Below are 22,669 nucleotides of genomic sequence, written 5' to 3' on the forward strand. Positions count from 1 at the left end.
CATCTGATCCCTCATGCGGAAATGCGTTCGTCGGACGGCGTGATCGCCGATGGTTCTCTTCCCGGAGTCGTCTCCGCCTCACGCGTCTTCGGGCGGCCGCGCAGCCGGTCGAAGATCGCCGGCGGCGCGAATTCCTCCGGGACGCCGCAGAGTCCCGCGCGCGCAAACCATGCGCCGAGACGCGGCGAAGCGCTCGCGAGCGCAAAGGGAAACGCCGCGACATAGCCGAAGGTCAAGGGCGCCGACCACAGCGCCAGCTCCGGCGCCGAGAGCCCGGCGAGCGCGATGACCAGCACGCCGAAGGCGAAGGGCGGCCACAGCATCCGCGCCGTCTCCCATGCGCCGAGCCGATGCGCGTCGCGGCTCTGCGCCGTCCAGCCGGCCTCGCGCTCGAAAGGCAGGCGCGCGAGCAGCAGAGTGACGCCGAAGGTCGTGACCGCGCCGATGATGAAAGAAGCGGCGATCTCGAGTCCCGCGCCGAGCAGGACGCGCGTCGCGCCGCCATAGCGCCGCAATCCGCCCGGCGTAAGGACGATATCGGCATAGCCGGCGAGCTTGGGCGCGAGATAGAAGCCGAGAAAGAGAAGATAGAGCGCCGTCGCCGAGCCGGATGGAAATGTCGAAACATCCTGAGCCAACGGCAGCAGCGCGCCGAGCAGGATGATCGCGGTCCAGGCCGGCGCGCCGATGAACATGCTGATCGCCCAGACGAGCTGAAAGCGGCTCATCGGCAGCAGCCCCGGCAAGGAGAGCAGCTCGACATATTGCATGTTGCCGCGGCACCAGCGCAGATCGCGGCGCATGAATTCGAGCAGCGTCGGCGGATTTTCCTCATAGCTGCCGCTCTCGACCGGCAGGACGCGCACCTCATAGCCGGCGCGCCGCATCAGCGCCGCCTCGATTTGGTCGTGCGAGAGGATATGCCCTCCGCCGGCAAGACGCGGCAGATCGCAATGTTTCACGAAAGGCGGGATCCGCACCAGCGCATTATGACCCCAGAAGGGGCCGCAATCGGCGCCCCACCAGGCCGCGCCCATCGTATAGCTGCGCATCCCCGAGCGCATGCCGAATTGAAAGACGCGCGCGAAGGCCGAGCGCGACGGCGCGCCGACGACGAGGCTCTGAATGACGCCGATGCGCGGATAGGCTTCGCCTATGCGTACGAGCCGCAAAATCGTCTCGCCGTCCATCAGGCTGTCGGCGTCGAGCGGAATCATGAATTCGAAAGAGTGACCGAAGCGCTCGCAGAAGTCGCCGATGTTGCCGGCCTTGTAGCCCGCATTGTCGGAGCGCCGGCGATAATGGAGCCGCGTGGCGTCGGCGGCTTCCTCCGTGCGCCAGCGGGCGAATTCGCTCTCCTCCTGCGCGGCGATGCGCGCATCGGTCGTGTCGCTCAGCACGAACCAGTCGAAGAGGGCGCCTTCGCCGGTCGCGTCGAGATCGGCCTTCACGACGGAAAGGCGCGTCAGCGCGCGCGCGGCGTCCTCGTTGCGGATCGTCAGCAGCACGGCCGTGCGCGCGCGCAGCCGTTTCCGCGTCTCGCCGGCGCGGGCGAAAGGCGCGACGCTGTCGAGCGGGCGGGGATGAAAATGCAGCAGCCAGAAGCCGAGCGCCGCATTGCAGACGCCGAGCACGCTCCAGGGCGCGGCGATGGCGAAGGCTATGAGAATCGCGGCGTCGATGACGCTCCAGCCGTCTTGCCCCAGAATATCGGCGAGCCAGATCAGTAGAGCGATATAGACGGCGGCGTTGATCGCGGCGACCAGCAGGCGTCGCCGGAAGAGTTCGGCGCGGCTCTGGAGACCGGCGGGGGCGGCGGCGGACATTCGCGTCGTTTCCTATGCAGTGCGCAGGAAAATCGGCTGGCGCGCATCGCCGCCGTGTTCTAGCAATAGCCGCGCAGCACGAGGTTTGTAAATTGGGCGAGTCACAAAAATCCTATCTTAATGGTATGAAAGAGGCGCGCGCCCTGTGGATCGAGGCGCCGCGGACGGCGGCCCTGCGCGTCTCGCCTCTCGCGCCGCCGGGGCCGGAGGAGGCGCTGGTCCAAACCCTCTGGAGCGCCGTCAGCCGCGGCACGGAGCGGCTCGTCTTCGAGGGCCGCGCGCCGCGCTCGGAGTGGGAGCGCATGCGCGCGCCCTTTCAGGAGGGCTCATTCGCCTTTCCGGTGAAATATGGCTATTGCGCCGTCGGCCGCGTCGAGGAGGGGCCGGCCGATCTCATCGGCCGCGCCGTGTTCTGCCTGCATCCGCATCAAGATCGTTTCGTCGCGCCGATCGGCATGCTGCGGCCTGTCCCGCAGGCGACGCCTGCGCGCCGCGCGCCGCTCGCCGCCAATATGGAGACGGCGCTCAACGCGATTTGGGATTCGCCCGCGGGGCCGGGCGACCGAATCGCGATCATCGGCGCCGGCGTCGTCGGCCTGCTCGTCGCCGCGCTCGCCGCGCGCCTGCCGGGCGCCGAAGTGCTGATCCATGATCGCGAGGCCTCCCGCGCGGAGATCGCGGAGACGCTCGGCGCGCGTTTCGTCGGCGCCGAGGCGCTGGAGGGGTTTGGGGCCGATGTCGTGTTCCACGCCAGCGCCACCTCGGAGGGGCTGGCGCTGTCGCTCGCCGCCGCAGGGCCGGAGGCGACGATCGTGGAATTGAGCTGGTATGGCGAGGGGCAGGTGGCGGCGCCGCTCGGCGGCGCGTTTCACGCCAATCGCCTGCGGCTGATCTCGTCGCAGGTCGGGCAGGTCGCGCCCTCGCGGAGGCCGCGATGGAGCTATGCGCGCCGGCTCGACAAGGCGCTGGAGCTGCTCGCCGATCCGCGCCTCGACGCGCTCATCACGGAAGAAATTCCCTTCGCCGAGGCGCCGCGCGAGATCGCGCGCGTTCTCGCGCCTGGGGCGAAGGGCCTCGCGACATTGTTTCGCTATTGAACGGAGAGATGGAAAATGTACGCCGTAGAAGTCCGCGACCACATCATGATCGCCCATAGTTTCAAGGGCGAGCTGTTCGGCCCGGCGCAGCGCCTCCACGGCGCGACTTTCGTCGTGGACGTCGCCTTTTTCCGGGAGACGCTGACCGTCGACGAAGTCGTCGTCGACATCGGCCGCGCCCATGACGCGTTGAAGGCGACGCTCGCTCCGCTGAACTATCAAAATCTCGACGAGATCGAAGGATTCAAAGGCCGGCAGACGACGACCGAATTCCTCTCGCGACACATATTCGATGCGATGGCCGGCGCCGCCCGCTCGGGGGCGCTCGGGCCGGGCGGGGAAGGGATTTCGCGCATTCGCGTGACGCTGCACGAATCCCATGTCGCCCGCGCCTGGTTCGAGGGGCCGGTGTGAGGCGGATCGTCTTCGCCATTCCGGGAGACATTGAAGCGAGAACCGGCGGCTATGGCTATGACCGCCGCGTTCTGGCGGAGTTCGCCCGGCAGGGCGTCGAGGCGGTCCATCTCGCGCTGCCGGGCGTTTTTCCACACCCCACAGTGGCGGAGGAGGCCGTCGTCGGCGATATTTTCGACCGTATATCGACGGCCGAAGACGTCGCGCTCGTCGACGGCCTCGCCTATGGCGCGCTCTCCGAGACGACGATCGCGGCGATAGGCGCGCCCATCGTCGCGCTCTGCCACCATCCGCTCTGTTTGGAGGCGGGGCTTTCTCCCGCCCGCGCGGGGGCGTTGCGCGAGAGCGAGCGCCGAGCCCTGTCGCTCGCCGCTCATGTGATCGCCACCAGCGCGCATACGGGCGAGACGCTCATCCGCGACTTCGGCCTGCCGCGGCGCAAGCTGACCATCGCCCCGCCGGGGACCGATCCGGCGCAGCGGGCGGAGGGTTCGGGCGGCGCGCCCAAGCTGCTCGCCGTCGGCTCGATCATCCCGCGCAAGGCCTTCGATCTGTTGGTCGAGGCGCTCGCGAGGCTCGCCGATCTCGACTGGCGCCTCGACATAGTGGGAGGGGCCGGCCATGCGCCGCAGACGGCCGCCGATCTCGCCCGACTCATCGAGGCGAAAGGGCTCGGCGGACGGATCGCTCTGCTCGGCGAGCTTTCGGGCGAAGCGCTCGAGGCGGCCTATCGGAGCGCGGATGTCTTCGTCTCCTCCTCGCTCCATGAGGGCTATGGGATGGCGCTGGCCGAGGCTCTCGCCCGCGGCCTGCCGATCGTCGCTGCGACAGGCGGCGCGGCGGGGGAGACGATCCCGGATGCCGCGGCGCTGAAAATTCCGCCGGGTAAAGTGGAAGCGCTAGCAAACGCCTTGCGCGAGATCATAACGGATTCGGCCTTGCGGGCGCGGCTCTCGGAGGCCTCCTGGCGCGCAGGGCGGGCGCTGCCGCGCTGGGACGAGACGGCCCGCATCATCGCCGATGTCGCGAGAGGACTCGCATGAGCGGTTTTTCCGCCGAATGGCTCGATCTGCGCGAAGGCGCCGATCACGCCGCACGCAACGCCGCTCTGCGCGACGCGGTTTCCCATGCCTTTGCTGATCACGAGTCTTTGACCATCGCCGATCTCGCCTGCGGCGCCGGCTCCAATCTGCGCGGCCTCGCGGAATATCTGCCGGCGCGGCAGAAATGGCTCCTCGTCGATCACGATCCGGCGCTGCTCGCCGCCGCGAGCGCGCGCCTCGCCGGTTGGGCGGATGTGGCCGAGGGCGAGGACCGGCTCCTCCTCGCCAAGGGCGCGCGGCGCATAGAGGCGGAGTTTCGGGCGGCCGATCTCTCGGCCGGCGCGGCGGCTGCGCTCGCGGGCGAGATCGACCTCGTGACCTCGGCGGCCTTTTTCGATCTCGTTTCGGCGCAATGGCTGGAGGGATTTGCGGAGCTGATCGCGGCGCGCCGCCTGCCGCTCTACGCGATACTGAGCTATTCCGGCGAGGAGCGCTGGACGCCGCCGCACGCCGCCGACGCGCAAATGCTCGCGGCCTTCCATCGTCATCAGGCGCGCGACAAGGGTTTCGGACCCGCCGCCGGGCCGCGCGCCGCGGCGCTGCTGCGAGACGCCCTCGAGCGCCGGGGTTATGTCGTCGAGACGGCCCCGAGCCCCTGGCGGCTCGGGGCAGGGGATAGGGCGCTGATCGAGGCTCTCGCCGAGGGCTCGGCGGCGGCTGTCGCCGAGACGGGGGAGGTTTCCGCGCAAATTGTCGAGGATTGGCGTCGCATCCGCCGGGGGGCGGCGGGATGCGAGATCGGGCATGTGGATGTGTTCGCGCTGCCCGAGCGCCGATGAGCCCTTGGCGACTGGGGCGGAGCCTTTTGGAGCGGCAGGCGCGCCCATGGCGCCATCTGTGCTAGAAAAATGTGGCTCCCGACACGGGGGGCAAGAACGTCACGGCGTTTCGCGCCGATGAGATCGTCGAGCAAGGGACGGATCGACTTGGCGTATTCACGGATTTTGCCATGAAGCGTGGCTCGCCGGACGATGATCTCTCGCAATCGGGCGGAGGGTCCGCTGCGGCCTCTCGCGTCACCTCTCACCTTTCACCCGGAGCCTAGAATGGCCGCCCCCAATGAAACAATGCTCGCGCTCGTTCTCTCGAAGGACGGGCTGCTTCCCGAGGGGGAGGCGCTCAGCGGCGCGATCCGGCGGCATTTGCCGCAGGCGACGACGCCGGAGAATGGCGTCGTCGGCGGCGCGACCGTATTCCTCGTCGAGGGAGGGATGGCGGCGATCGGCAAAGTGAACGAGCCGGCGCCGATCGCGAAGGACGATCCCTGCGTCGCCTACGCCTGGCATTGGCCGGAGGTCTGGCCGGCGATCGAAGGCCATGCGGCGCATGTGGTGGTGGCCGCGACCGGCGGCGCCGACGCCAAGAGCCGCGCGAGCCTGCTGGGCCGCGCCGTCGCAGCGGTCGTCGAGGCGACGCCCGCCGCCTGCGCCGTGCATTTCGCCGGCTCCGATGCGCTGTGGCCCGCCGCGCTCGTCGCCGAGGTGGTGTCGAAAGGCGGTGACGAGCCTCCGGTTCCATTCTGCGTCGCCATCGCGCTCGGCCGCGACCCCGAGGGTGGCGTTTCGGCGATCACAAAGGGCCTCACGGCTTTCGGCCTGATGGAGATCGAGACGCGCGGCTACCATGACGATCCCCGCGAGCTGAACGGCTTTCTGCTCGATCTCGCGGCTTTTTTGGTGGAGTCCGGCGATGTGCTGAGCGATGGCGATACGATCGGCCCGGACGCCGACACGAAGATCATCGTGCGGCGAGAAACCTCGGTCGTGGCGCCGGGGCAGAATGTCTATCGGCTCTATTTTCCGGAGCGCGGCCACGCGTGACGCGCGTGGCGGGGGCATCGGCCGCCCCCGCCGGGCCGGCTGGGCACTATTTTCGCCACGACTCCGGAAGCATGCGCCAGACCACTTCGTCGCCCGCGATGCGGTGGCGGATGACGCCGGCGATGTGCAGCGCGATCAGCGCCAGCACCGCCCAGCCCAGAACCTCATGGACCTCGAAGAGCTGTTTCGACAGCGTTTCGTCCTTGGGCGCGAGCGCGGGAAGATGGCCGAGCCAGAAGAAGCTCGGCCCGAGGCCATAGGTAGACAGCGCCAGCCAGCCGATGATCGGCGTCGCGATCAGCAACAGATAGAGCGTCCGATGCGTCGCTTTCGAGACGAGACGCTCGACCGGCGTCAGATCCTCGCTCGCCCCCGGCCGGCGGCGCAGCCGCGCGACGAGGCGCGGAAACATCAGCGCCAGCACGATGACGCCCGCGGATTCGTGCAGAACGAAAAGATTGTCCTGCAACGGCCCCTCGTGAAGATCGGCCATCACCACGCCGATCGGTAGGGAAATCAGCACCAGAGCGGCGATGATCCAATGCAGCGCCTTGGCGAGAGGCGAATAGGGTTGTCGCTCGGACATTCGAATCCTCCAGCCTTTCATCGCTCTGCAGATGATCGCCCACTCGTCCCCAATGTGCAAACGATCCCAGCGCAGGACGCTTGCTTCATGATACTATTTAAAGTCGATAGAGTTTATTGACTAATATGTGATCCTGACTTAATGCTGCGAGCCGCAGTCGCATGAGGGGCAGGGAGGCAAAAGATCATGTGGTCGTTTCGGCCTCTCGCAGCGGCGGTCTTTCTTCTCGCTTCGACCGAGGCGGCGTGGACGAAATCCAACGGGCTGAATGTGCGGGAAATCGATTTCGACAAGCTGAAAAATGTCGTCAAATCCTTCGTCGTCGCCAATCGAAGCGCGCCGATCGTGTCCAACAACGGACGCGCCGGAGGGATCGCCGGGACGACCGATCCCGAGAAGATCGCCGATCGCCACGAAAAGACATTGTGACCTTCTGTGTCATTGCGAGCTTGCCGGGCGCGCCCCCCCATGTGCGCTCCGGCGACCGGCGCGGCGAACCATGACGGTTCGCCGCGCTTCCTTTTTATGCGTCTCGGAGCGCGAGGCGCGCATTGGCGTAGCCGACGACGAATCCGCTGAACCGGTTGAAGACCGCCGCTCGACATCGGCGATCGGCGCGCTCGGGCTCGGCGCCCTCCGCGGAGGTGGCGCTGCAGGCGAGACAGCTCGCGAGCGCATAGGAGCGAGCGACGCGCGGGACAGTAAATATTTTCAATGTTTTTCAACTCGTTGACGTAAAACTGTCACATGCGTTCTTTCCGCTTTTTCGATTAAAGAAAAATCTATATATTTTGTATTATTAGCAGTCGCACCGTGCTGTGGCCCGTCGACAGATATCCAATTTATTTAGGGCGATCAGCGCGCGCTCGCCTGTCGCCGCGCCTTGTTCGCGTAAAATATTCCGCCTCATTGCGTCGAATATCTATATTTAAAAACAAAGCGGCGGCGCGGCGCTCGGCGGCCTCGGCGGCGGCGCGCGGAGTATCGCGGGGAGGGGGCCGTCCCCTGGTTTGGCGCGGCGGCGTTTTTCCCTTATGTCCTTGCCAACCGAGGTTCGCCCATTAGGAGATGCAATGTTTCCGACGCCCGTTTCCGATCTCGCCCCGAACACCTACGCCTATGAGACGACGCCACTCGTGAAGCCGACGGGCTTTCGCGAATATGACGCGCGCTGGCTGTTCGAGAAGGAGCTCAATCTCATGGGGGTGCAGGCGCTGGGCCTCGGTCTCGGCACGCTGCTCCATGAGATGGGCGTGCCGCTCGAGCTCGCCACCGGCCACGATTATCGCGCCTATTCGGCCTCCATCAAGCTCGCGCTCATCTCCGGCCTCATGGCGGCGGGCGTGCGCGTTCACGACATCGGCCTCGCGCTCTCGCCCATGGCTTATTTCGCGCAATTCGCGCTGGATGTGCCGGCCGTCGCAATGGTCACCGCCTCGCACAACGACAATGGCTGGACCGGCGTGAAGATGGGCGCGCAGCGTCCCGTCACCTTCGGCCCTGTGGAGATGGGCCGGCTGAAGGAGATCGTGCTCGCCGGCGCCTTCCGTTTCGCCGAGGGCGGCTCCTATCGCTATGTCGAGAATTTCGGTCAGCGCTATCTCGACGATCTCGCCTCGGGCGTGAAACTCTCCCGCAAGCTCAAGGTCGTCGCCGCCTGCGGCAATGGCACCGCCGGCGCCTTCGCGCCCAAGCTCCTGGAGCGCATCGGCTGCGAGGTCGTGCCGCTCGACACGGAGCTCGATTATAATTTTCCGCATTACAATCCGAATCCCGAAGACCTCCATATGCTCCACGCAATGGCCGACAAGGTGCGGGAGAGCGGGGCGGATGTCGGTCTCGGCTTCGACGGCGACGGCGATCGCTGTGGCGTCGTCGACAATACGGGCGAGGAGATTTTCGCGGATAAGATCGGCGTGATGCTGGCGCGCGATCTCTCCAAGCTCTATCCGGGCGCGACTTTCGTCGTCGATGTGAAATCGACGGGCTTGTTCGCCACCGATCCGGAGCTGCTCTCGCGCAATGTGAAGGCCGATTATTGGAAGACCGGCCATTCCTATATCAAGCGCCGCGTGACCGAGCTGAAGGCGCTCGCGGGATTCGAGAAGTCCGGGCATTTCTTCTTCAATACGCCGGTCGGCCGCGGCTATGACGACGGCCTGCTGACGGCGATTCATGTGCTGCAGATGCTCGATCGCAATCCGGGCAAGTCCATGTCCGATCTCTATGCGGCGCTGCCCAAGACCTGGGGCTCGCCGACCATGTCGCCGCATTGCGCCGATGAGACGAAATATGGCGTCGTCGACAAGGTCATCGCCCGTTTCCAGAAGATGGAGGCCGATGGCGTCGCCTTCACCGGGCAGAAGATCCGCGATCTCGTCACGGTCAATGGCGTTCGCGTGACGACCGCCGACGGCACATGGGGCCTGGTGCGCGCCTCGTCCAACAAGCCGGAGCTCGTCGTCGTCGTCGAGAGCCCGGTTTCGGAGGCGCGCATGCGCGAGATGTTCCACGCTGTAGATGCGGTGCTGCGCGAGAATCCGGAAGTCGGCGCCTATAATCAGACGATCTGAGCGCTCACGGCGTCCCAGGCGTGCAATTGGTTCCGCTGGTCATGTAATATTGAACGTGATTGGGGCTGTAGGTGTTGCGCACCGGCGAATAGCTGGTGCGCGACATCGTCGGGGCCGATCTCTTCAGCCAGGTGATCGTGCGGCTGAAAGACGGTTGATAAGTGTAGACGACGTCGGCGACGATGATCGCTCCTATTGTCGGCGTCACGCTCGTCGTCGTCGAGCCGCCGCCGGCGTTGGCCAGCGTCACCGATTTCGCGCTCGTATAGCTCGTCGGCATGGAATTGGGATCGACCGGAGCGACATCCGCGGCGTTGAGCCTGGCGGCGCCGCCGATCTTGCAGGGCCGCAGCGTGCCGGAATTCTGGGCGATGGTCCAGCTCACACTCGCCTTGTAGCCACTGGTCTGCGTCGCGTCGGCGGCGATCACGACTTCGGAGATCGTCATTTTGAGATTGGTCGTCGGCAGCGGCGCCATCAGCGTCGTCGCGGCCGAAAAGATCGCCTGAATCGTCTTTTCGTCCATTCCGGCCTGGCCGGAATTGGAGCCGCCGGTCAATTGCTGTGCAGCGAGATCGGAGAGCGTATGCGCGACGAGATCGAGCTTCTGGCTCGCGCGCTGCCCGAGCGCCAGCTCCGCGAGGCCGAGATACATGACGAGGATCAGCGGCAGCATCAGCGCGAATTCGACCGCTGCGAAGGCTCTCTCCTCCGCGAGCATCGCGCGCGCGCCGCGCCACCGGGCGCAGGAACGGCTCATGTCGGCTCCACGCGGAAGGCCGCGACGCCGAACAGCAGATGCGTCCATCGATTATTGTAGGTGACCTCTCCCCCTGTCGACTTGCCGAGCGTTATGCCGGTCAAAATTCCGCCGGTGAGAATGGCCGTCACCGCCGGCATGGGGTAGACGATGCGCACCACGGCGACATGGCCGGAGGCGGGCATGGCGATCGTCGAGCTCGCCGCAGGGGGATTGGTGTAGAAGGCGTTGGAGGTCGACGCGCTGGACCAGCCGGTCCCGTCGCCGATGTCGGCGATATCGACGAGGAGCTTCGAGCAATCGAAGGATTTGCTCAGCGTGCCCGAGGCGACGACGCCGGAGGCCTGCCAGGTGCAGACATATTTGTCGATGAAGGTCTGATAGGTCATGCTGCCGAGGCTGTGCGTCAGAACGGCGCGACTCGCACGCAGTGTGACGACCTGCAGCTGCTGGCTTTTGAAATAGACGATGCCGGTCTCGAAAATCGCTCCGAGCAATCCGAGCATCGGAACGAGCACCATCGCGAATTCGACCGCGAGCGCGGCGTCGCGATCGCGTCCGAAGCGAATGAGGCTCGCTGCGAGACGGCACGTCGGCTGTCGCGACGAAATCTCTTCTCCGCTCATGTCTCGAACTCGTGGCCCGAAAGGGCGTATTGTCGTCGCCCAGCGATCTCCCACGCTCGGCAGGTTCGTCGCTCGGCGAGACGCCGCGCTCGTCAGCGCTTCGTCGGCGCCGACGAACCTTCGTGTTGCTTGACCGCCTCGATGACGCGCGCGGTGTAGTCCTTGTCGTCGGCGAGGTCGACGGCCGGCGCGCAATCTGGATTGCAAGCATAGGACTCGCGTCGCGCGCCGCGCATCACCACCAGCTTGTCCATCGGCTGAGTGACGGTGATGATCTCTTCGCCGACCTGATTGCCGGTCGGATCGAGCAGAATGAGATTGGTCGATCCGAAGCTCTTTCCGGTGACGACAATGAGACGATTGGTCTTCAGCATCGTCACATCCGCGATGAGCGGATTGCCGACGATCAGCGTCTGCGCTCCTTCGGGCATGCGTACGACGCGAGCGCGGTCGACATCGACGAAGACGCCGCGCCTCTCACTGTCGCGCGCTGTCGCGACGCCGGCCGTGACGGTCGCAAACAGCGCCAAATATCCAAGGAAACGCGTCGAGCGCATCACGCACCTCTAAACAATCCTCGCCTTTGCGAGGCTTCGGGTCGAAGAAAACCACGTAATAGTGAATCATTACTGAAAATGAGACGGATTCCTCTTTCTCGGGCCGAATTTCGTAAGTCGATAATGCGATTAACGCGTTTGCAAGAAGTTCTACGTAGGGTCTCATCCGGTCCCGCGAACGAGCTTTGTGAGCGAGCTCGCGGGGGCGCAGTCATTAGAGCGAGGAGCACGAGTATGAAGAGCTTGATGTCGCGGTTCGTAAAGGACGAGTCCGGCGCGACCGCCATTGAATACGGCCTGATCGGCGCGCTGATTTCGGTCATCATTATCACCGCAGTGAAGCTCGTCGGCAGCAACCTGTCCCAGACCTTCAACAAGATCGCTCAGAATCTGAGCTGAAGGCGCGGGCGGGGAACTCGTCGCCTCCGCGTCGAGACTGGCTCTCGCTCGAATTCCCGCCGAAGGCCGGCTCGTAAACAGGGCCGGCCGGCTCGGTTCGCTCGCGTCCAATCGTGACGCAATATCAGGAGAGGACGATGAAATCGTCGATTTTGAAATTTCTCGACAATGAATCTGGCGCCACCGCTATCGAATATGGCCTGATCGGCGCTCTGATTTCGGTTATCATCATCACCGCTGTGAAGCTCGTCGGCAGCAATCTGTCCGAGACCTTCAACAAGATCGCTCAGAATCTCAGCTGAGCGATTCCGAATCGTGCGCGCGCGTCGGCTCCTCGCCGCGCGGCGCGCGAATCCCGCGCTCCTTCGCGAGCGCGCAACGCGAATTCGAGAGGCGCCTTTGTCGGTCACAAAAGAGGCGCGGCGACAGGAACGACGCTCATGATCGCAGCGGCCGCCGCGCTAATTCTTTTCCCGGCTCTGATGGCGTTCTCGGCCTTCGCCGATCTTCTCACCATGACGATTCCCAACCGCGTGTCCTTGGCGCTCATCGGCTTTTTCGCCGTTTTCGCCGCATGTTTCGGCATGCCGCTCGACAGCGTGTTGTCGCATATCGCCTGTGGGGCGGCTGTGCTCGCGGCGACTTTCCTGATGTTCAATCGCGGATGGATGGGCGGCGGCGACGCCAAGCTCGCCTCCGCTACCGCATTGTGGCTCGGCTTCGAGCAGCTCGCCGATTATGCTCTCGTCGCCTCGCTCGCGGGCGGCGTGCTGACGGTCGCGATTCTCGCTTTGCGCCGATATGAGCCGCGCTTCATCGTCGAATCGACTCGTTTCGCGCATCTCTGCGACGGGACCGAGGGCGTGCCTTATGGCGTTGCGCTGGCGATCGCCGGGATCGCCGTCTATCCCAATTCGCAGCTCTGGGCGTTGCTTACGGCGGCGTGATCCGCCGGGAGCGGAAGAAAAGCCCGCTGCGCATCGCGAAAGCGCCGACCCCTTACCGGCGATTAACCATAATTTGACGTTTTTCCGCTTTCATTCGGATTGCTCCGTTCTAGCTGGAGCGATCGGACGGGAAGCAAATGAACAAGGCGCAGATCGTGGTTCTCGGCGTCGCCGTCGTGGCGGGCGGCGGAGCCTTCCTGATGATGAACGGATCGCCGCCCGAGGCGCCGAAGATCGTTCAGATGATCCCCGCGCAGCCGACGACGGACAAGGTTCTCGTGGCGACGCGCGATCTCTCCTACGGAACCGCGCTCGCGGAGCCGGACACCAATTGGATCGATTGGCCGATCGGCGCCGTGCCACAGGGAGTCCTGCGCAAGAGCGAGGCTCCGAGCGCCAAAGAGGATATTCGCGGCTCCTATGTCCGCAACCCGATCTCGAACGGCGAGCCGGTGCGGCGCGAGCGCCTCGTCAAGGGGCCGACCGCGGGGCTGATGTCCACATTGCTCCCCGCCGGCCATCGCGCGGTCGCGATCGACATTTCGCCCAACACGACGGCGGGCGGTTTCATCCTTCCCAACGACCATGTCGATGTGATGCGCACCTTCCGCGACGCCGACCGCGGCCGTGAAGGCGCATCCGATCTCTCGTCGGAAGTCATTCTGACCAATGTGCGCGTGATGGCGATCGGGCCGATGGTCGAGACCAAGAACGGCGAGTCCGTCGTCACTGGAGCGACCGCCACTCTCGATCTCGAGCCGCGGCAGGCCGAGCTCGTCATTCTCGCGCAGCGCACCGGCCAATTGGCGCTCATGCTGCGCTCCATGGCGGATGCGCATGACGACGACAGGCATGTGTCGGCGGCTGACGACTCACTGACGGTCGTGCGCTTCGGCGTCCCAACAACCATGCGCACGCGCTGAGGCGATGCGGCTCATCGAAGGACAGCGCCATATGGCGAACATCGAACGCGGAGCGACGAGCATGAACAGGTCTGCGCGTCGACGATACGGCGCCGCGGCGCTCGCGATCCTCGCGCTGGCGGGCGCTTCGGCCGGTGCCGTTCCGGCCTCGGCCCAGGAGCGATCGATCCAAGAGAAATGGGGAATCGAGTCGGGCGCCGATGCGCAGTTGTCGCGTCGCATCGCAATGGGCGTCGGCAAGTCGATCATCGTCGATCTGCCGGCGGAGGCGTCGGAGATCGTCGTCGGCAATCCCAAGGTCGCCAATGCCGTCGCCCGCTCGGCCCGCAAGCTCTACATCATGGGCGCGGAGACGGGGCAGACGACCATTTTCGCGCTCGACCGCTCCGGGCGGCAGATCGCCAATCTCGAGATCAGCATCGGCCGCGACGTCGGCGAGCTCGGTCCGCTGCTGCATGCGGCGCTCCCCAAATCGAACATCACGGCGCGGACGGTCAATGACACCATCATTTTGACCGGCACGGTCGAATCCGCAGCCGAAGGTCAGCGCGCCGTCGATATCGCCAAAGGCTTCGCGGCGCGCTCCGCCTCGACCCAGGGCAATGGCGCGGGCGGCGACGGACTCGTCGTCAATGCGCTCACCATCAGCACGCAGGATCAGGTGATGCTGAAGGTCACCGTCGCCGAAGTGCAGCGGCGCGTGATCAAGCAGCTCGGCGTCTCGGCGCAGAGCGCCGGCGAGACGCTCCTCACCGGCGGCTGGGGCAAGCTGGTTCAGCAAAATCCTTTCGCCATCAATTCGGCTCTCACCGCCAGCTCTTTGAGCATCAATGGGCCGAACAGCACCTCTGCGACTCTACAGGCTTATGAGCGCTACGGCGTCTCGCGCATTCTCGCCGAGCCGACCGTCACTGCGGTCTCGGGCGAGTCGGCGAAATTCACCGTCGGCGGCGAGGTGGCGGTGCCGGGCAACGGCAATTGTATCAGCGGCTCGATCCTCTGCACCGTCGGCATCGTGTTCAAGCAATATGGCGTGTCGCTGAACTTCACGCCGGTGGTGCTCGCCGAGGGGCGCATTCTGCTGCATCTCGCCACCGAGGTGACGGAGGTCGACTATCAGGCCGCCCAAACCTACAACAGCGTGACGGTTCCAGGCTTCAAGACGCGCAAGAACGAGACGAGCGTCGAGCTTCCCTCCGGCGGCTCCATCGCGACCGCCGGCCTCTTGCAGCAGAAGTCGGATCAAGCCATCAACGGCTTGCCCGGTCTGATCAATCTGCCGGTGCTCGGGGCGTTGTTTCGCTCACGCGACTACCTGCGCAACGAGACCGAGCTGCTCATCATCGTCACGCCCTATATCGCGCGATCGGTTCAAGCGCGCGATGTGGCGCGGCCCGACGACGGCTTCGCGGACGCCAGCGATCCGCAGGCCTGGCTGCTCGGGCGCGTCAATCGGCTCTACGCCAATCCACAACATCCGCAAGCGGTTCCGCGCCTGAAGGGCCGCATCGGCTTCATTCAGGACTGAGCGTGGGCGAGGAGCGGTCAACGATGTCTATCCGACTGAACAGCGCGAAATTCAAAGTCCTCGGCGCGAGGCTCGCCTGCCTCGCCGCTATGGCGCCGCTCGCCGGCTGCGGCGTGAACAGGACGTTGCCGCCGCGCGTCGTCGCGCAGGACTATCGCGACCGTCATCCGGTCGTGCTCGCCGACGCGACGACGTCCATCGACGTGTTTCCGGTGAATCGACTCGACAATGCGACGAGCGGCCGCATTCGTGACTTCGTGACGCGCTATCGCCGCTTCGGCCATGGCCAGATCACGCTTCTCGCGCCGACTGGCGCGAAGGATCAACTCGCGGTGCGCGGCGGCGTCGACGCCGTGAAGCGCGTCCTGGCCGATAGCGGCGTCTCCAGCGCGGTCTATGTCGCCTCCTATCCGGTGAGCGATCCCAATCTCGCCGCTCCGGTCCGCCTGTCGTTCCAGGGCGTGCGCGCGAAAGTGGCCGGACGCTGCGGTGAATGGCCGGCGGACCTCGCTTCGGCGAGCTCGCTCGAGGGCTGGGACAACACGACCTACTGGAATTTCGGCTGCGCGAGCCAAACGACACTCGCGGCGCAGATCGACGATCCGCGTGATCTCGTCGCGCAGCGCGGCGAGTCGCCGTCCGACATCGAATCGCGCATGCGCGCGATCGGCAATGTGCGCAAGGGCGCGGACCCGTCGACCGAATGGAGCGTCAAGGGATCGAATATCAGCAAGGTTGGAGGCGGTTGATGAAAGAGCAGACGGCATCAGCGGAGAGCGACGCTGCGGCGCAGATCGCTCCCCTGCCGCGCATTTCCGTGCAGGCGTTCTGCGAGACGCCGGACGCCGTGGCGGTGGTCAATTCGGCCGCCGTGGATCGCCGCATGGACAAGGCGCATGTCAAAGTCCACATGGGCGGCGTCGTCGCCGCGATCGAGGCGTTCCGATCTGCGCCGACGCCGAATTTGATCGTGCTCGAAGCGATCGGCGAACGCCAGATGCTCATCTCTCAGCTCGAGACCCTTTCGGAGTCCTGCGATTCCGGGACCAAGGTCGTCGTGCTCGGCCATGTCAACGACATCTCGCTCTATCGCGCATTGATGGCGCGCGGGGTCAGCGATTACATCGTGGCGCCGATCGACGTGCTGGGCTTCATCGCCCGCATCTCGGACCTCTACAACAATAGCGCCGAGTCGCTCGGACGCATCATCGCGATCGCGGGCGCGAAAGGCGGCGTCGGCGCCTCCTGCATCGCGCATAATCTCGCTTGGTCGATTGCGCGCTCATTGCAGATGCAGACAGTCGTCGCCGATCTCGATCTCCCCTTCGGCACAGCAGGGCTCGATTTCAATCAGGATCCGCCGCAGGGCGTCGCGGAAGCGGTGTTCGCTCCCGATCGCGTCGACGCCAATCTGATCGATCGACTGCTGTCGAAATGCAGCGAGCAGTTGAGCTTGCTCGCCGCTCCCGCGACCGTCGATCGGCTCTACGATCTACCGGAGACCGCTTTCGACGCGATCGTCGACACGCTGCGCGCGACCGCGCCCTGCACTGTGCTCGACGTTCCGCATCAATGGTCCGCCTGGACGAAGCGTGTGCTGATCGGGGCCGACGAGGTGGCGATCGTCGCCGCGCCGGACCTCGCCAATTTGCGCAACGCCAAGACTCTCATCGACTCGCTGCGCGTCGCGCGTCAAAACGATTCACCGCCCAAGCTCGTCTTGAATTTCGTCGGCGTTCCGCGGCGACCGGAAATCGCAGTGGCGGATTTCGCCAAGGCGATCGAGATGGAGCCGTCGGCGATCATTCCATTCGAGCCGAAGCTGTTCGGCGCCGCGTCCAACAATGGACAGATGATCGCCGAAGTCGATCCTGGCGCGAAGCTCATCGAGCAATTCGACGCGCTCGGTCGCGAGCTGACGGGGCGCGCCGTGAGCCGCAAGGTCAAGAGCGGGCTGCTCGCGCCATTGCTCGATCGTTTGTCTCGAAAGCTCGCCGGTTGATGCGCGGCGGATAGGCGTTACGGGGAGATCGCATGTTCGGAAAGCGGACGAATGTCGGAACGGCGCAGGCAGGAGCCGCCCGGGCGCCGCAGCAGTCGACGCCGGTGAGCAGAGCGCCGGCGTCGGTCGCCGCGCCAGAGGCGTCGACGGTCGTCGCGGCGGCGGCTCCCCCCGAGCAGAAGCGCTCGGAGCAATATTACGTCACGAAGAGCATGATCTTCGGCGCGCTCATCGAGGCGATCGATCTCGCGCAGCTCTCCAAGCTGGAGCCGGAGAGCGCCCGCGACGAGATCAGGGACATCGTCAACGAGATCGTCGCGATCAAGAATGTCGTCATGTCGATTGCCGAGCAGGAGGAGCTGCTCGAGGATATTTGCAACGACGTGCTCGGCTATGGCCCGCTCGAGCCGCTGCTCATGCGTGACGACATCGCCGACATCATGGTCAATGGCGCGGCGAAGACCTATATCGAAGTGGCCGGCAAGATTCAGCTCACCAACATCAGGTTCCGCGACAATTCGCAGCTGATGAACATCTGCCAGCGCATCGTCAGTCAGGTCGGACGCCGCGTCGACGAGTCCTCGCCGATTTGCGACGCGCGCCTCCTCGACGGCTCCCGCGTCAACGTCATCGCGCCGCCCTTGGCGATCGACGGCCCGGCGCTCACCATTCGTAAATTCCGCAAGGACAAGCTCACTCTCGATCAGCTCATCCGCTACGCCTCGATTTCTCCCGAAGGCGGCGAGGTGTTGAAGGTCATCGGCCGCGTGCGCTGCAATGTCCTGATCTCGGGCGGCACGGGCTCGGGCAAGACGACTCTGCTCAACTGCCTCACCAATTCCATCGACGTCGACGAGCGTGTGATCACCTGCGAGGACGCGGCGGAATTGCAGCTGCAGCAGCCGCATGTGGTGCGTCTGGAAACACGGCCGCCCAATCTCGAGGGGCAAGGCGCTGTCACCATGCGCGACCTCGTCAAGAACTGCCTGCGCATGCGTCCCGAGCGCATCATCGTCGGCGAGGTGCGCGGACCGGAGGCTTTCGATCTTCTGCAGGCGATGAACACGGGCCATGATGGTTCGATGGGAACGCTGCACGCCAACTCGCCGCGTGAGGCGCTCGGACGTCTCGAATCGATGATCACCATGGGCGGATTCTCGCTGCCCGCGAAGACGATCCGCGACATGATCGTGTCTTCGATCGACATCATCGTGCAGGCCGCGCGCCTGCGCGACGGCTCGCGTCGCATCACTCATATCACCGAGGTGCTCGGCCAGGAGGCGGATGTCGTCACGCTGCAAGATCTCTTCGTCTATGAGATCATCGGCGAGGACGCCAATGGAAGGATCATCGGCCGCCATCGCTCGACCGGCGTCGGCCGGCCGCGCTTTTGGGAGCGCGCGCGTTATTATGGCGAGGAGAACCGGCTCGCGGCGGCGTTGGACGCGGCGACGATCATCGACGACGGAAACTAGGGGCGGGACCAGACATGGATCATCAGTCACTCGTTTCCGCTGCTCTCGTCATGCTCGCCGTCGGCGGAGTGATGTACGCATTCGTATATCCGTATCTCTCCGGCGAGATCCATGCGCAGAAGCGGACCGCGGCGCTGATGTCGTCGACCGAGCGCCGCCGCGACGCTAGGAGCGGCGATCCCGCCAAACGGCGCAAGCTGATTCAAGACAGCCTCAAGGACGTCGAGACGAAGAAAAAGGCCAAGGTGACGCTCGAGCAGCGCATCACTCAGGCAGGGCTCTCGACGACGCGCCCGATCTTTCTGGGCGCCTCGGCGGCGTTCGGCTTCGTCGTCGCCTTCATCGTCTTCGTGTTCAACTCGGACCCGCTCGTCGCGCTCGGCGCCGGCGTCGTCGCCGGCGTCGGCGCGCCGCATTGGCTGCTGGGCTTTCTGGCGAGGCGGCGCATCGCGAAGTTCATCGCCGAGTTTCCCGGCGCCGTCGACATCATCATTCGCGGCGTCAAGGCCGGCCTGCCGGTCGCCGATTGCTTTCGCATGATCGCAGGCGAGGCGCCGGAGCCCGTGCGCAGTGAATTTCGACAGATCGTCGAATCGCAGACGATCGGTCTTTCGATCGGCGAAGCGACGGAGCGTTTCGCCGAACGCGTTCCGGTCGCGGAGGCGTCGTTCTTTTCGATTGTGATAAGTCTTCAGCAGAAATCGGGCGGCAATCTCTCCGAGGCGCTCAGCAATCTCGCGGGCGTGCTGCGCGAACGAAAAAAGATGAAGGCCAAGGTGAGAGCGATGTCGGCGGAAGCCAAAGCGTCTGCCGGAATCATCGGCAGTCTGCCGTTTCTCGTCGGTCTCGTCGTCTGGTTCACCAATCCTTCTTATATCGGCGTGCTTTTTAATACGACGGTCGGTAATTTTATCATAGGTGCGAGCCTGCTCTGGATGGCGATCGGAGTCTTCATCATGCAGAAGATGATCGACTTCGATATTTGAGCGGGACGATCGAGGCGAGCGAGAGGTCGAGAACTATGGAGGAGATCGTCAAATTTGCGACCAATGGGCGGCTGGCCTTCAGCGTCCTCGTCGCAATGTCGGTCATCGCCACCGTCTGGTCGCTGGGGGCGACGTTCCTTCAGAGCGACACATTGGCCAAGCGCATGAAGAACGTCGCCAATGAGCGTGAGCGCATCAGAGCGCGCGAGCGCGCGGCCGCCAAGGCGGAGGGTGGCGGCCTTCGGCACCAGCCCAAGCAATATATGAAGAATGTCGTCGACCGTTTCTCCTTGTCGACATGGCTGAACACCGACGATGCGAAGCTGCGTCTCGCCTCCGCCGGCTATCGCGGGCCGCAGGCGGAGGTGACCTTCCTGTTCTTCCGATTGGTGACGCCGATCGCCTTCGCTCTGTTCGCTGTTTTCTATCTCGTCGTGCTCGACGACTCCGATTGGCCGATGCTCACCAGAGCGGGGATCGTGATCTTCGCGACCTATCTCGGCGTCAAGGCGCCGGAGCTCTTCATCGGCAATACGATCACCAAGCGGCAGCAGAGCATGCGCATCGCCTTTCCGGATGCGCTCGATCTGATGCTGATCTGCGTGGAGTCCGGCATGTCGGTCGATCACGCCTTTCGCAAGGTGGGGCAGGAGATCGGCGTGCGCTCGGCGCCGCTCGCGGAGGAGTTCGCGCTCGCGACGGCGGAGCTCTCCTATCTGCCGGATCGCCGTCAAGCCTATCAGAATTTGACGGCGCGCACCGGCCTCGAAAGCGTCAAGCAGATTTCCACAGTGCTCATTCAGGCCGAGAAATATGGCACGCCGCTCGGCCGCGCGCTTCGCGTGACGGCGCAGGAGAGCCGCGACATGCGTATGGCGGAGGCCGAGCGCAAGGCGGCGGCTTTGCCGCCCAAGCTCACCGTGCCGATGATCGTCTTCTTCCTGCCTGTGCTGATGGTCGTCGTGATGGCGCCCGCCATCATTCAGGTGATGGCGCAGAGCTGGTGAGCGCGCCGAGCTTGGCGCGCTGCGTCGCCTTTTCCGAGATCTTCTGCTTGTCGCGCGCGCCGAAGCTCTGGATCTCGCGCCAGCTGTTCGATTGCGCGATCATCTGGCGGATCGAGGCGACATTCGCCGCGGCGTCGATCGGCGAAAGATCATAGCGCGACCATTTCTCCGCCTCGTCGAACTTGCCTTGGAGAGCGAGCACGAGCGCGAGATTTTGGCGCACGCGCATGTCGGCGGCAGGCTGCGAGGCGGCCAGCATCAATGTGTTCTCCGCCTGCGGCAGCTGCTTGGAGAGCGCATAGGAAAGCCCGAGATTGGAGAGAACCTTCGGATCGTCGGGCTTGATCTTCAAAGCCGTCTGATAATACTCGCGCGCCTCCTCGTGATTGCCGAGCTGATCGGCGATCGAGCCCTGCGCGGAGAGCACCGACCAGTCCGGTCGCTCTGGCGTGTGCGATCGAGACAGCACATCGGCGGCTTCTCGCAACCGTCCGGCGTCGGCGAGCGATTTGCCATAGGCGCCGAGGATGGAGAGATCCTCTGGATAGCGGATGGCGAGGCCCTGCAGCACGGCGACGGCCTGAGCATTGCGGTCGAGCGCGTGCAGCGCCTTCGCATAGGTCAGCGCGACGGATTTGTTCTTGGGATCGGCGTCATAGCGACGGCCCCACTCCTCGGCGTAGCGGCGAAGCTGGGCCTCGTCGGTCGGCAGTTCCGCGCGTCTCGATGCGCCGATCGAGCCGGTGACGTCGGAGAGCGGTTGCGAGCACCCGCCGAGCGCGAGCAAAGCGCAGATCGCGAGCGCGCTCGGCGCGCCGAGGCGGCGGGTCTCGACGAAACGTGGCGGGAACATCGGGCGACCCCTCTCTTACGGTTGAACCGTCTGGGTCGAGCAATAAATCGTTAACCTTGCCGCTTCCTTAACGAGCGCGCTCGGCGATCCTGCGGTCGAGCTCGTCGAGATCGCCCCGCCATTGCTCGAGCGCGAAGCCGAGAGCGAAGATATGTTCGACCCGCTCGACCGGCAGGCTGCGTAGCGCCCCCTCGGCGCGCAGCGCGCCGATCTCTTGCGCATAAGCGTCGAAGGCGGCCTCCAGCGGCGCGCTCGCGGCGGGCGCGCGCGCCGCCGTCAGCGCCGCGCCGCCATCGAGAAGATGAGCGGCGGCCGCTTCGGCGATCGTCGCGAGCGGCGCTTCGAGGCGCGGCCGCAGCGTCTCGGGCAGCGGAATGACGGCGGCGCGGCCGATCATCACGAGATCATGGCGCATGCGCAGCAGCGCGCGCAGCAGGGGCGCGAGATCATTTTCGGCGTTGAGGAAAGCGATCCGCTCGTGGCGCGCTTCCTGCTCCATTTTATCGAGACGGGCGAAGGCGTCTCCGACGCCGCGCTGAAGATCACGAATCGTCTCGGGATCTCGCGGCCGCGCGAAGGCCGAAAAGAGCAGTGGGAGGGCCTTGGCCATGACCTCGAGCATGTCCGCCGCCGCCACCAGCGCGAGAAGGCGCGCGCGGGCGGGGAAGACGAGATGAGAGACGACGAGCGCGACCGCGCCGCCGAGCGCGACCTCGAGCACGCGGTCATAGGCCGAATGAAACGCCGTGACATGGGTGATCGTCGGCGCCAGCACGACGATGACGCCGGTCGCCGGCGCGACCGAGAAGCGCGGGCTCAGCGCCGAGAGCAGCGCGAGCGGCGCTATGGCGAGGCCGAGAAGACCGAGCAGCGCGAGCTCATTCGCGCCGGGAACGAAATTGGACACGAGGCCGGCGTAGATCGCGCCGCCGAGCGTGCCGAAGGAATAGTCGATCGTCGCCTTGACCGAGCGGCCGACGCTCATCTGCGTGAGAATGACCGCGGTCAGCACCGCCCAGAGAATCATGGGCGTGCCGAGAAGATGGCCGATCCCGAGCGTCGCTACGGCGGCGATCGTGATCCGCGCGCCGAGCGCGAGCTTGGCACGGTGGCGGGAGAGGGGGCCGATTTCCATAGGGGCTCCTATAACGTCGTCGTGTCCTTCGTGTCTTGGTGTTAAAAAACCA

25 protein-coding genes are annotated in these 22,669 nt (G+C 65.1%); 17 read left to right on the top strand and 8 right to left on the bottom strand.

The window, feature by feature from the left end; all coding sequences use genetic code 11:
• Window positions 1-11: 11 nt before the first annotated feature.
• Complete coding sequence (gene mdoH, locus IY145_RS18780) at window positions 12-1,826, bottom strand: glucans biosynthesis glucosyltransferase MdoH (RefSeq protein WP_196409603.1); 1,815 nt, start codon at window positions 1,824-1,826, stop codon at window positions 12-14.
• A gap of 125 nt (window positions 1,827-1,951) precedes the next feature.
• Between mdoH and IY145_RS18785 the strand changes: the two genes are divergently transcribed.
• The 5 genes from IY145_RS18785 to IY145_RS18805 all read left to right on the top strand — a co-directional run bounded on the left by IY145_RS18785 (window position 1,952) and on the right by IY145_RS18805 (window position 6,260).
• Complete coding sequence (locus IY145_RS18785; protein WP_196410608.1) at window positions 1,952-2,923, top strand: zinc-binding alcohol dehydrogenase; 972 nt, start codon at window positions 1,952-1,954, stop codon at window positions 2,921-2,923.
• Window positions 2,924-2,938: 15 nt separating this feature from the next.
• Window positions 2,939-3,337: a 6-pyruvoyl trahydropterin synthase family protein gene (locus IY145_RS18790; RefSeq protein ID WP_196409604.1), complete on the top strand. Its 399-nt coding sequence runs from the start codon at window positions 2,939-2,941 to the stop codon at window positions 3,335-3,337.
• A complete protein-coding gene (locus IY145_RS18795; RefSeq protein WP_196409605.1) occupies window positions 3,334-4,380 on the top strand; it encodes a glycosyltransferase family 4 protein in 1,047 nt (348 codons plus the stop codon). Before IY145_RS18790 ends, IY145_RS18795 begins: the two co-directional genes overlap by 4 nt.
• On the top strand, window positions 4,377-5,219 hold the full coding sequence (locus IY145_RS18800; protein WP_196409606.1) for an SAM-dependent methyltransferase: 843 nt from the start codon (window positions 4,377-4,379) through the stop codon (window positions 5,217-5,219). Before IY145_RS18795 ends, IY145_RS18800 begins: the two co-directional genes overlap by 4 nt.
• A gap of 267 nt (window positions 5,220-5,486) precedes the next feature.
• Window positions 5,487-6,260, top strand: a complete 774-nt coding sequence (locus tag IY145_RS18805) for a DUF4261 domain-containing protein (RefSeq protein WP_196409607.1) — start codon at window positions 5,487-5,489, stop codon at window positions 6,258-6,260.
• A gap of 46 nt (window positions 6,261-6,306) precedes the next feature.
• On the opposite strand, the gene IY145_RS18810 is transcribed toward IY145_RS18805, so the two are convergent.
• Window positions 6,307-6,846, bottom strand: coding sequence for a cytochrome b (locus IY145_RS18810; RefSeq protein ID WP_196409608.1), 540 nt, complete (start codon window positions 6,844-6,846; stop codon window positions 6,307-6,309).
• A gap of 186 nt (window positions 6,847-7,032) precedes the next feature.
• On the opposite strand from IY145_RS18810, the gene IY145_RS18815 reads away from it, so the two are divergent.
• Window positions 7,033-7,275: a hypothetical protein gene (locus tag IY145_RS18815; protein ID WP_196409609.1), complete on the top strand. Its 243-nt coding sequence runs from the start codon at window positions 7,033-7,035 to the stop codon at window positions 7,273-7,275.
• A gap of 94 nt (window positions 7,276-7,369) precedes the next feature.
• On the opposite strand, the gene IY145_RS18820 is transcribed toward IY145_RS18815, so the two are convergent.
• On the bottom strand, window positions 7,370-7,561 hold the full coding sequence (locus IY145_RS18820) for a hypothetical protein (RefSeq protein WP_196409610.1): 192 nt from the start codon (window positions 7,559-7,561) through the stop codon (window positions 7,370-7,372).
• Between the two features lie 358 nt (window positions 7,562-7,919).
• Between IY145_RS18820 and IY145_RS18825 the strand changes: the two genes are divergently transcribed.
• Window positions 7,920-9,419 (top strand): phosphomannomutase/phosphoglucomutase, encoded by a 1,500-nt coding sequence (locus IY145_RS18825; protein ID WP_196409611.1) that lies wholly within the window; start codon window positions 7,920-7,922, stop codon window positions 9,417-9,419.
• 4 nt (window positions 9,420-9,423) lie between these two features.
• Here IY145_RS18825 and IY145_RS18830 read toward each other — a convergent pair whose 3' ends face one another.
• The 3 genes from IY145_RS18830 to IY145_RS18840 all read right to left on the bottom strand — a co-directional run bounded on the left by IY145_RS18830 (window position 9,424) and on the right by IY145_RS18840 (window position 11,362).
• Window positions 9,424-10,179: a TadE/TadG family type IV pilus assembly protein gene (locus IY145_RS18830; protein ID WP_196409612.1), complete on the bottom strand. Its 756-nt coding sequence runs from the start codon at window positions 10,177-10,179 to the stop codon at window positions 9,424-9,426.
• Entirely contained in the window at window positions 10,176-10,805 is a 630-nt protein-coding gene (locus IY145_RS18835; RefSeq protein WP_196409613.1) for a TadE/TadG family type IV pilus assembly protein, read from the bottom strand. Before IY145_RS18835 ends, IY145_RS18830 begins: the two co-directional genes overlap by 4 nt.
• A gap of 92 nt (window positions 10,806-10,897) precedes the next feature.
• The gene (locus IY145_RS18840) at window positions 10,898-11,362 is read right to left on the bottom strand and encodes a pilus assembly protein N-terminal domain-containing protein (RefSeq protein ID WP_196409614.1); all 465 of its coding nucleotides are present in this window, start codon (window positions 11,360-11,362) and stop codon (window positions 10,898-10,900) included.
• Between the two features lie 234 nt (window positions 11,363-11,596).
• Between IY145_RS18840 and IY145_RS18845 the strand changes: the two genes are divergently transcribed.
• The 10 genes from IY145_RS18845 (at window position 11,597) to IY145_RS18890 (ending at window position 20,629) form a co-directional block, all read left to right on the top strand.
• The gene (locus IY145_RS18845; RefSeq protein ID WP_196409615.1) at window positions 11,597-11,761 is read left to right on the top strand and encodes a Flp family type IVb pilin; all 165 of its coding nucleotides are present in this window, start codon (window positions 11,597-11,599) and stop codon (window positions 11,759-11,761) included.
• A gap of 137 nt (window positions 11,762-11,898) precedes the next feature.
• On the top strand, window positions 11,899-12,063 hold the full coding sequence (locus tag IY145_RS18850) for a Flp family type IVb pilin (protein WP_196409616.1): 165 nt from the start codon (window positions 11,899-11,901) through the stop codon (window positions 12,061-12,063).
• A 138-nt stretch (window positions 12,064-12,201) separates the two neighbouring features.
• Window positions 12,202-12,708: a prepilin peptidase gene (locus tag IY145_RS18855; RefSeq protein ID WP_246722098.1), complete on the top strand. Its 507-nt coding sequence runs from the start codon at window positions 12,202-12,204 to the stop codon at window positions 12,706-12,708.
• A 137-nt stretch (window positions 12,709-12,845) separates the two neighbouring features.
• The gene (cpaB, locus tag IY145_RS18860; protein WP_196409617.1) at window positions 12,846-13,631 is read left to right on the top strand and encodes a Flp pilus assembly protein CpaB; all 786 of its coding nucleotides are present in this window, start codon (window positions 12,846-12,848) and stop codon (window positions 13,629-13,631) included.
• A gap of 61 nt (window positions 13,632-13,692) precedes the next feature.
• The gene (locus IY145_RS18865) at window positions 13,693-15,159 is read left to right on the top strand and encodes a type II and III secretion system protein family protein (RefSeq protein ID WP_196409618.1); all 1,467 of its coding nucleotides are present in this window, start codon (window positions 13,693-13,695) and stop codon (window positions 15,157-15,159) included.
• 23 nt (window positions 15,160-15,182) lie between these two features.
• The gene (locus IY145_RS18870; RefSeq protein WP_246722099.1) at window positions 15,183-15,908 is read left to right on the top strand and encodes a CpaD family pilus assembly protein; all 726 of its coding nucleotides are present in this window, start codon (window positions 15,183-15,185) and stop codon (window positions 15,906-15,908) included.
• Window positions 15,908-17,161, top strand: coding sequence for an AAA family ATPase (locus tag IY145_RS18875; RefSeq protein WP_196409619.1), 1,254 nt, complete (start codon window positions 15,908-15,910; stop codon window positions 17,159-17,161). The genes IY145_RS18870 and IY145_RS18875 overlap by 1 nt, the downstream gene beginning before the upstream one ends.
• A 32-nt stretch (window positions 17,162-17,193) precedes the next feature.
• A complete protein-coding gene (locus tag IY145_RS18880) occupies window positions 17,194-18,636 on the top strand; it encodes a CpaF family protein (protein WP_196409620.1) in 1,443 nt (480 codons plus the stop codon).
• Window positions 18,637-18,650: 14 nt separating this feature from the next.
• The gene (locus IY145_RS18885; protein WP_196409621.1) at window positions 18,651-19,622 is read left to right on the top strand and encodes a type II secretion system F family protein; all 972 of its coding nucleotides are present in this window, start codon (window positions 18,651-18,653) and stop codon (window positions 19,620-19,622) included.
• A gap of 35 nt (window positions 19,623-19,657) precedes the next feature.
• Complete coding sequence (locus tag IY145_RS18890) at window positions 19,658-20,629, top strand: type II secretion system F family protein (RefSeq protein ID WP_196409622.1); 972 nt, start codon at window positions 19,658-19,660, stop codon at window positions 20,627-20,629.
• On the opposite strand, the gene IY145_RS18895 is transcribed toward IY145_RS18890, so the two are convergent.
• Window positions 20,601-21,482, bottom strand: coding sequence for a tetratricopeptide repeat protein (locus IY145_RS18895; protein ID WP_196409623.1), 882 nt, complete (start codon window positions 21,480-21,482; stop codon window positions 20,601-20,603). The two genes, IY145_RS18890 and IY145_RS18895, sit on opposite strands and share 29 nt — an antisense overlap.
• Window positions 21,483-21,549: 67 nt before the next feature.
• Window positions 21,550-22,617: an FUSC family protein gene (locus IY145_RS18900; protein ID WP_196409624.1), complete on the bottom strand. Its 1,068-nt coding sequence runs from the start codon at window positions 22,615-22,617 to the stop codon at window positions 21,550-21,552.
• Between the last annotated feature and the right edge of the window lie 52 nt (window positions 22,618-22,669).

Source organism: Methylosinus sp. H3A (assembly GCF_015709455.1).
Taxonomy (GTDB): Bacteria; Pseudomonadota; Alphaproteobacteria; order Rhizobiales; family Beijerinckiaceae; genus Methylosinus.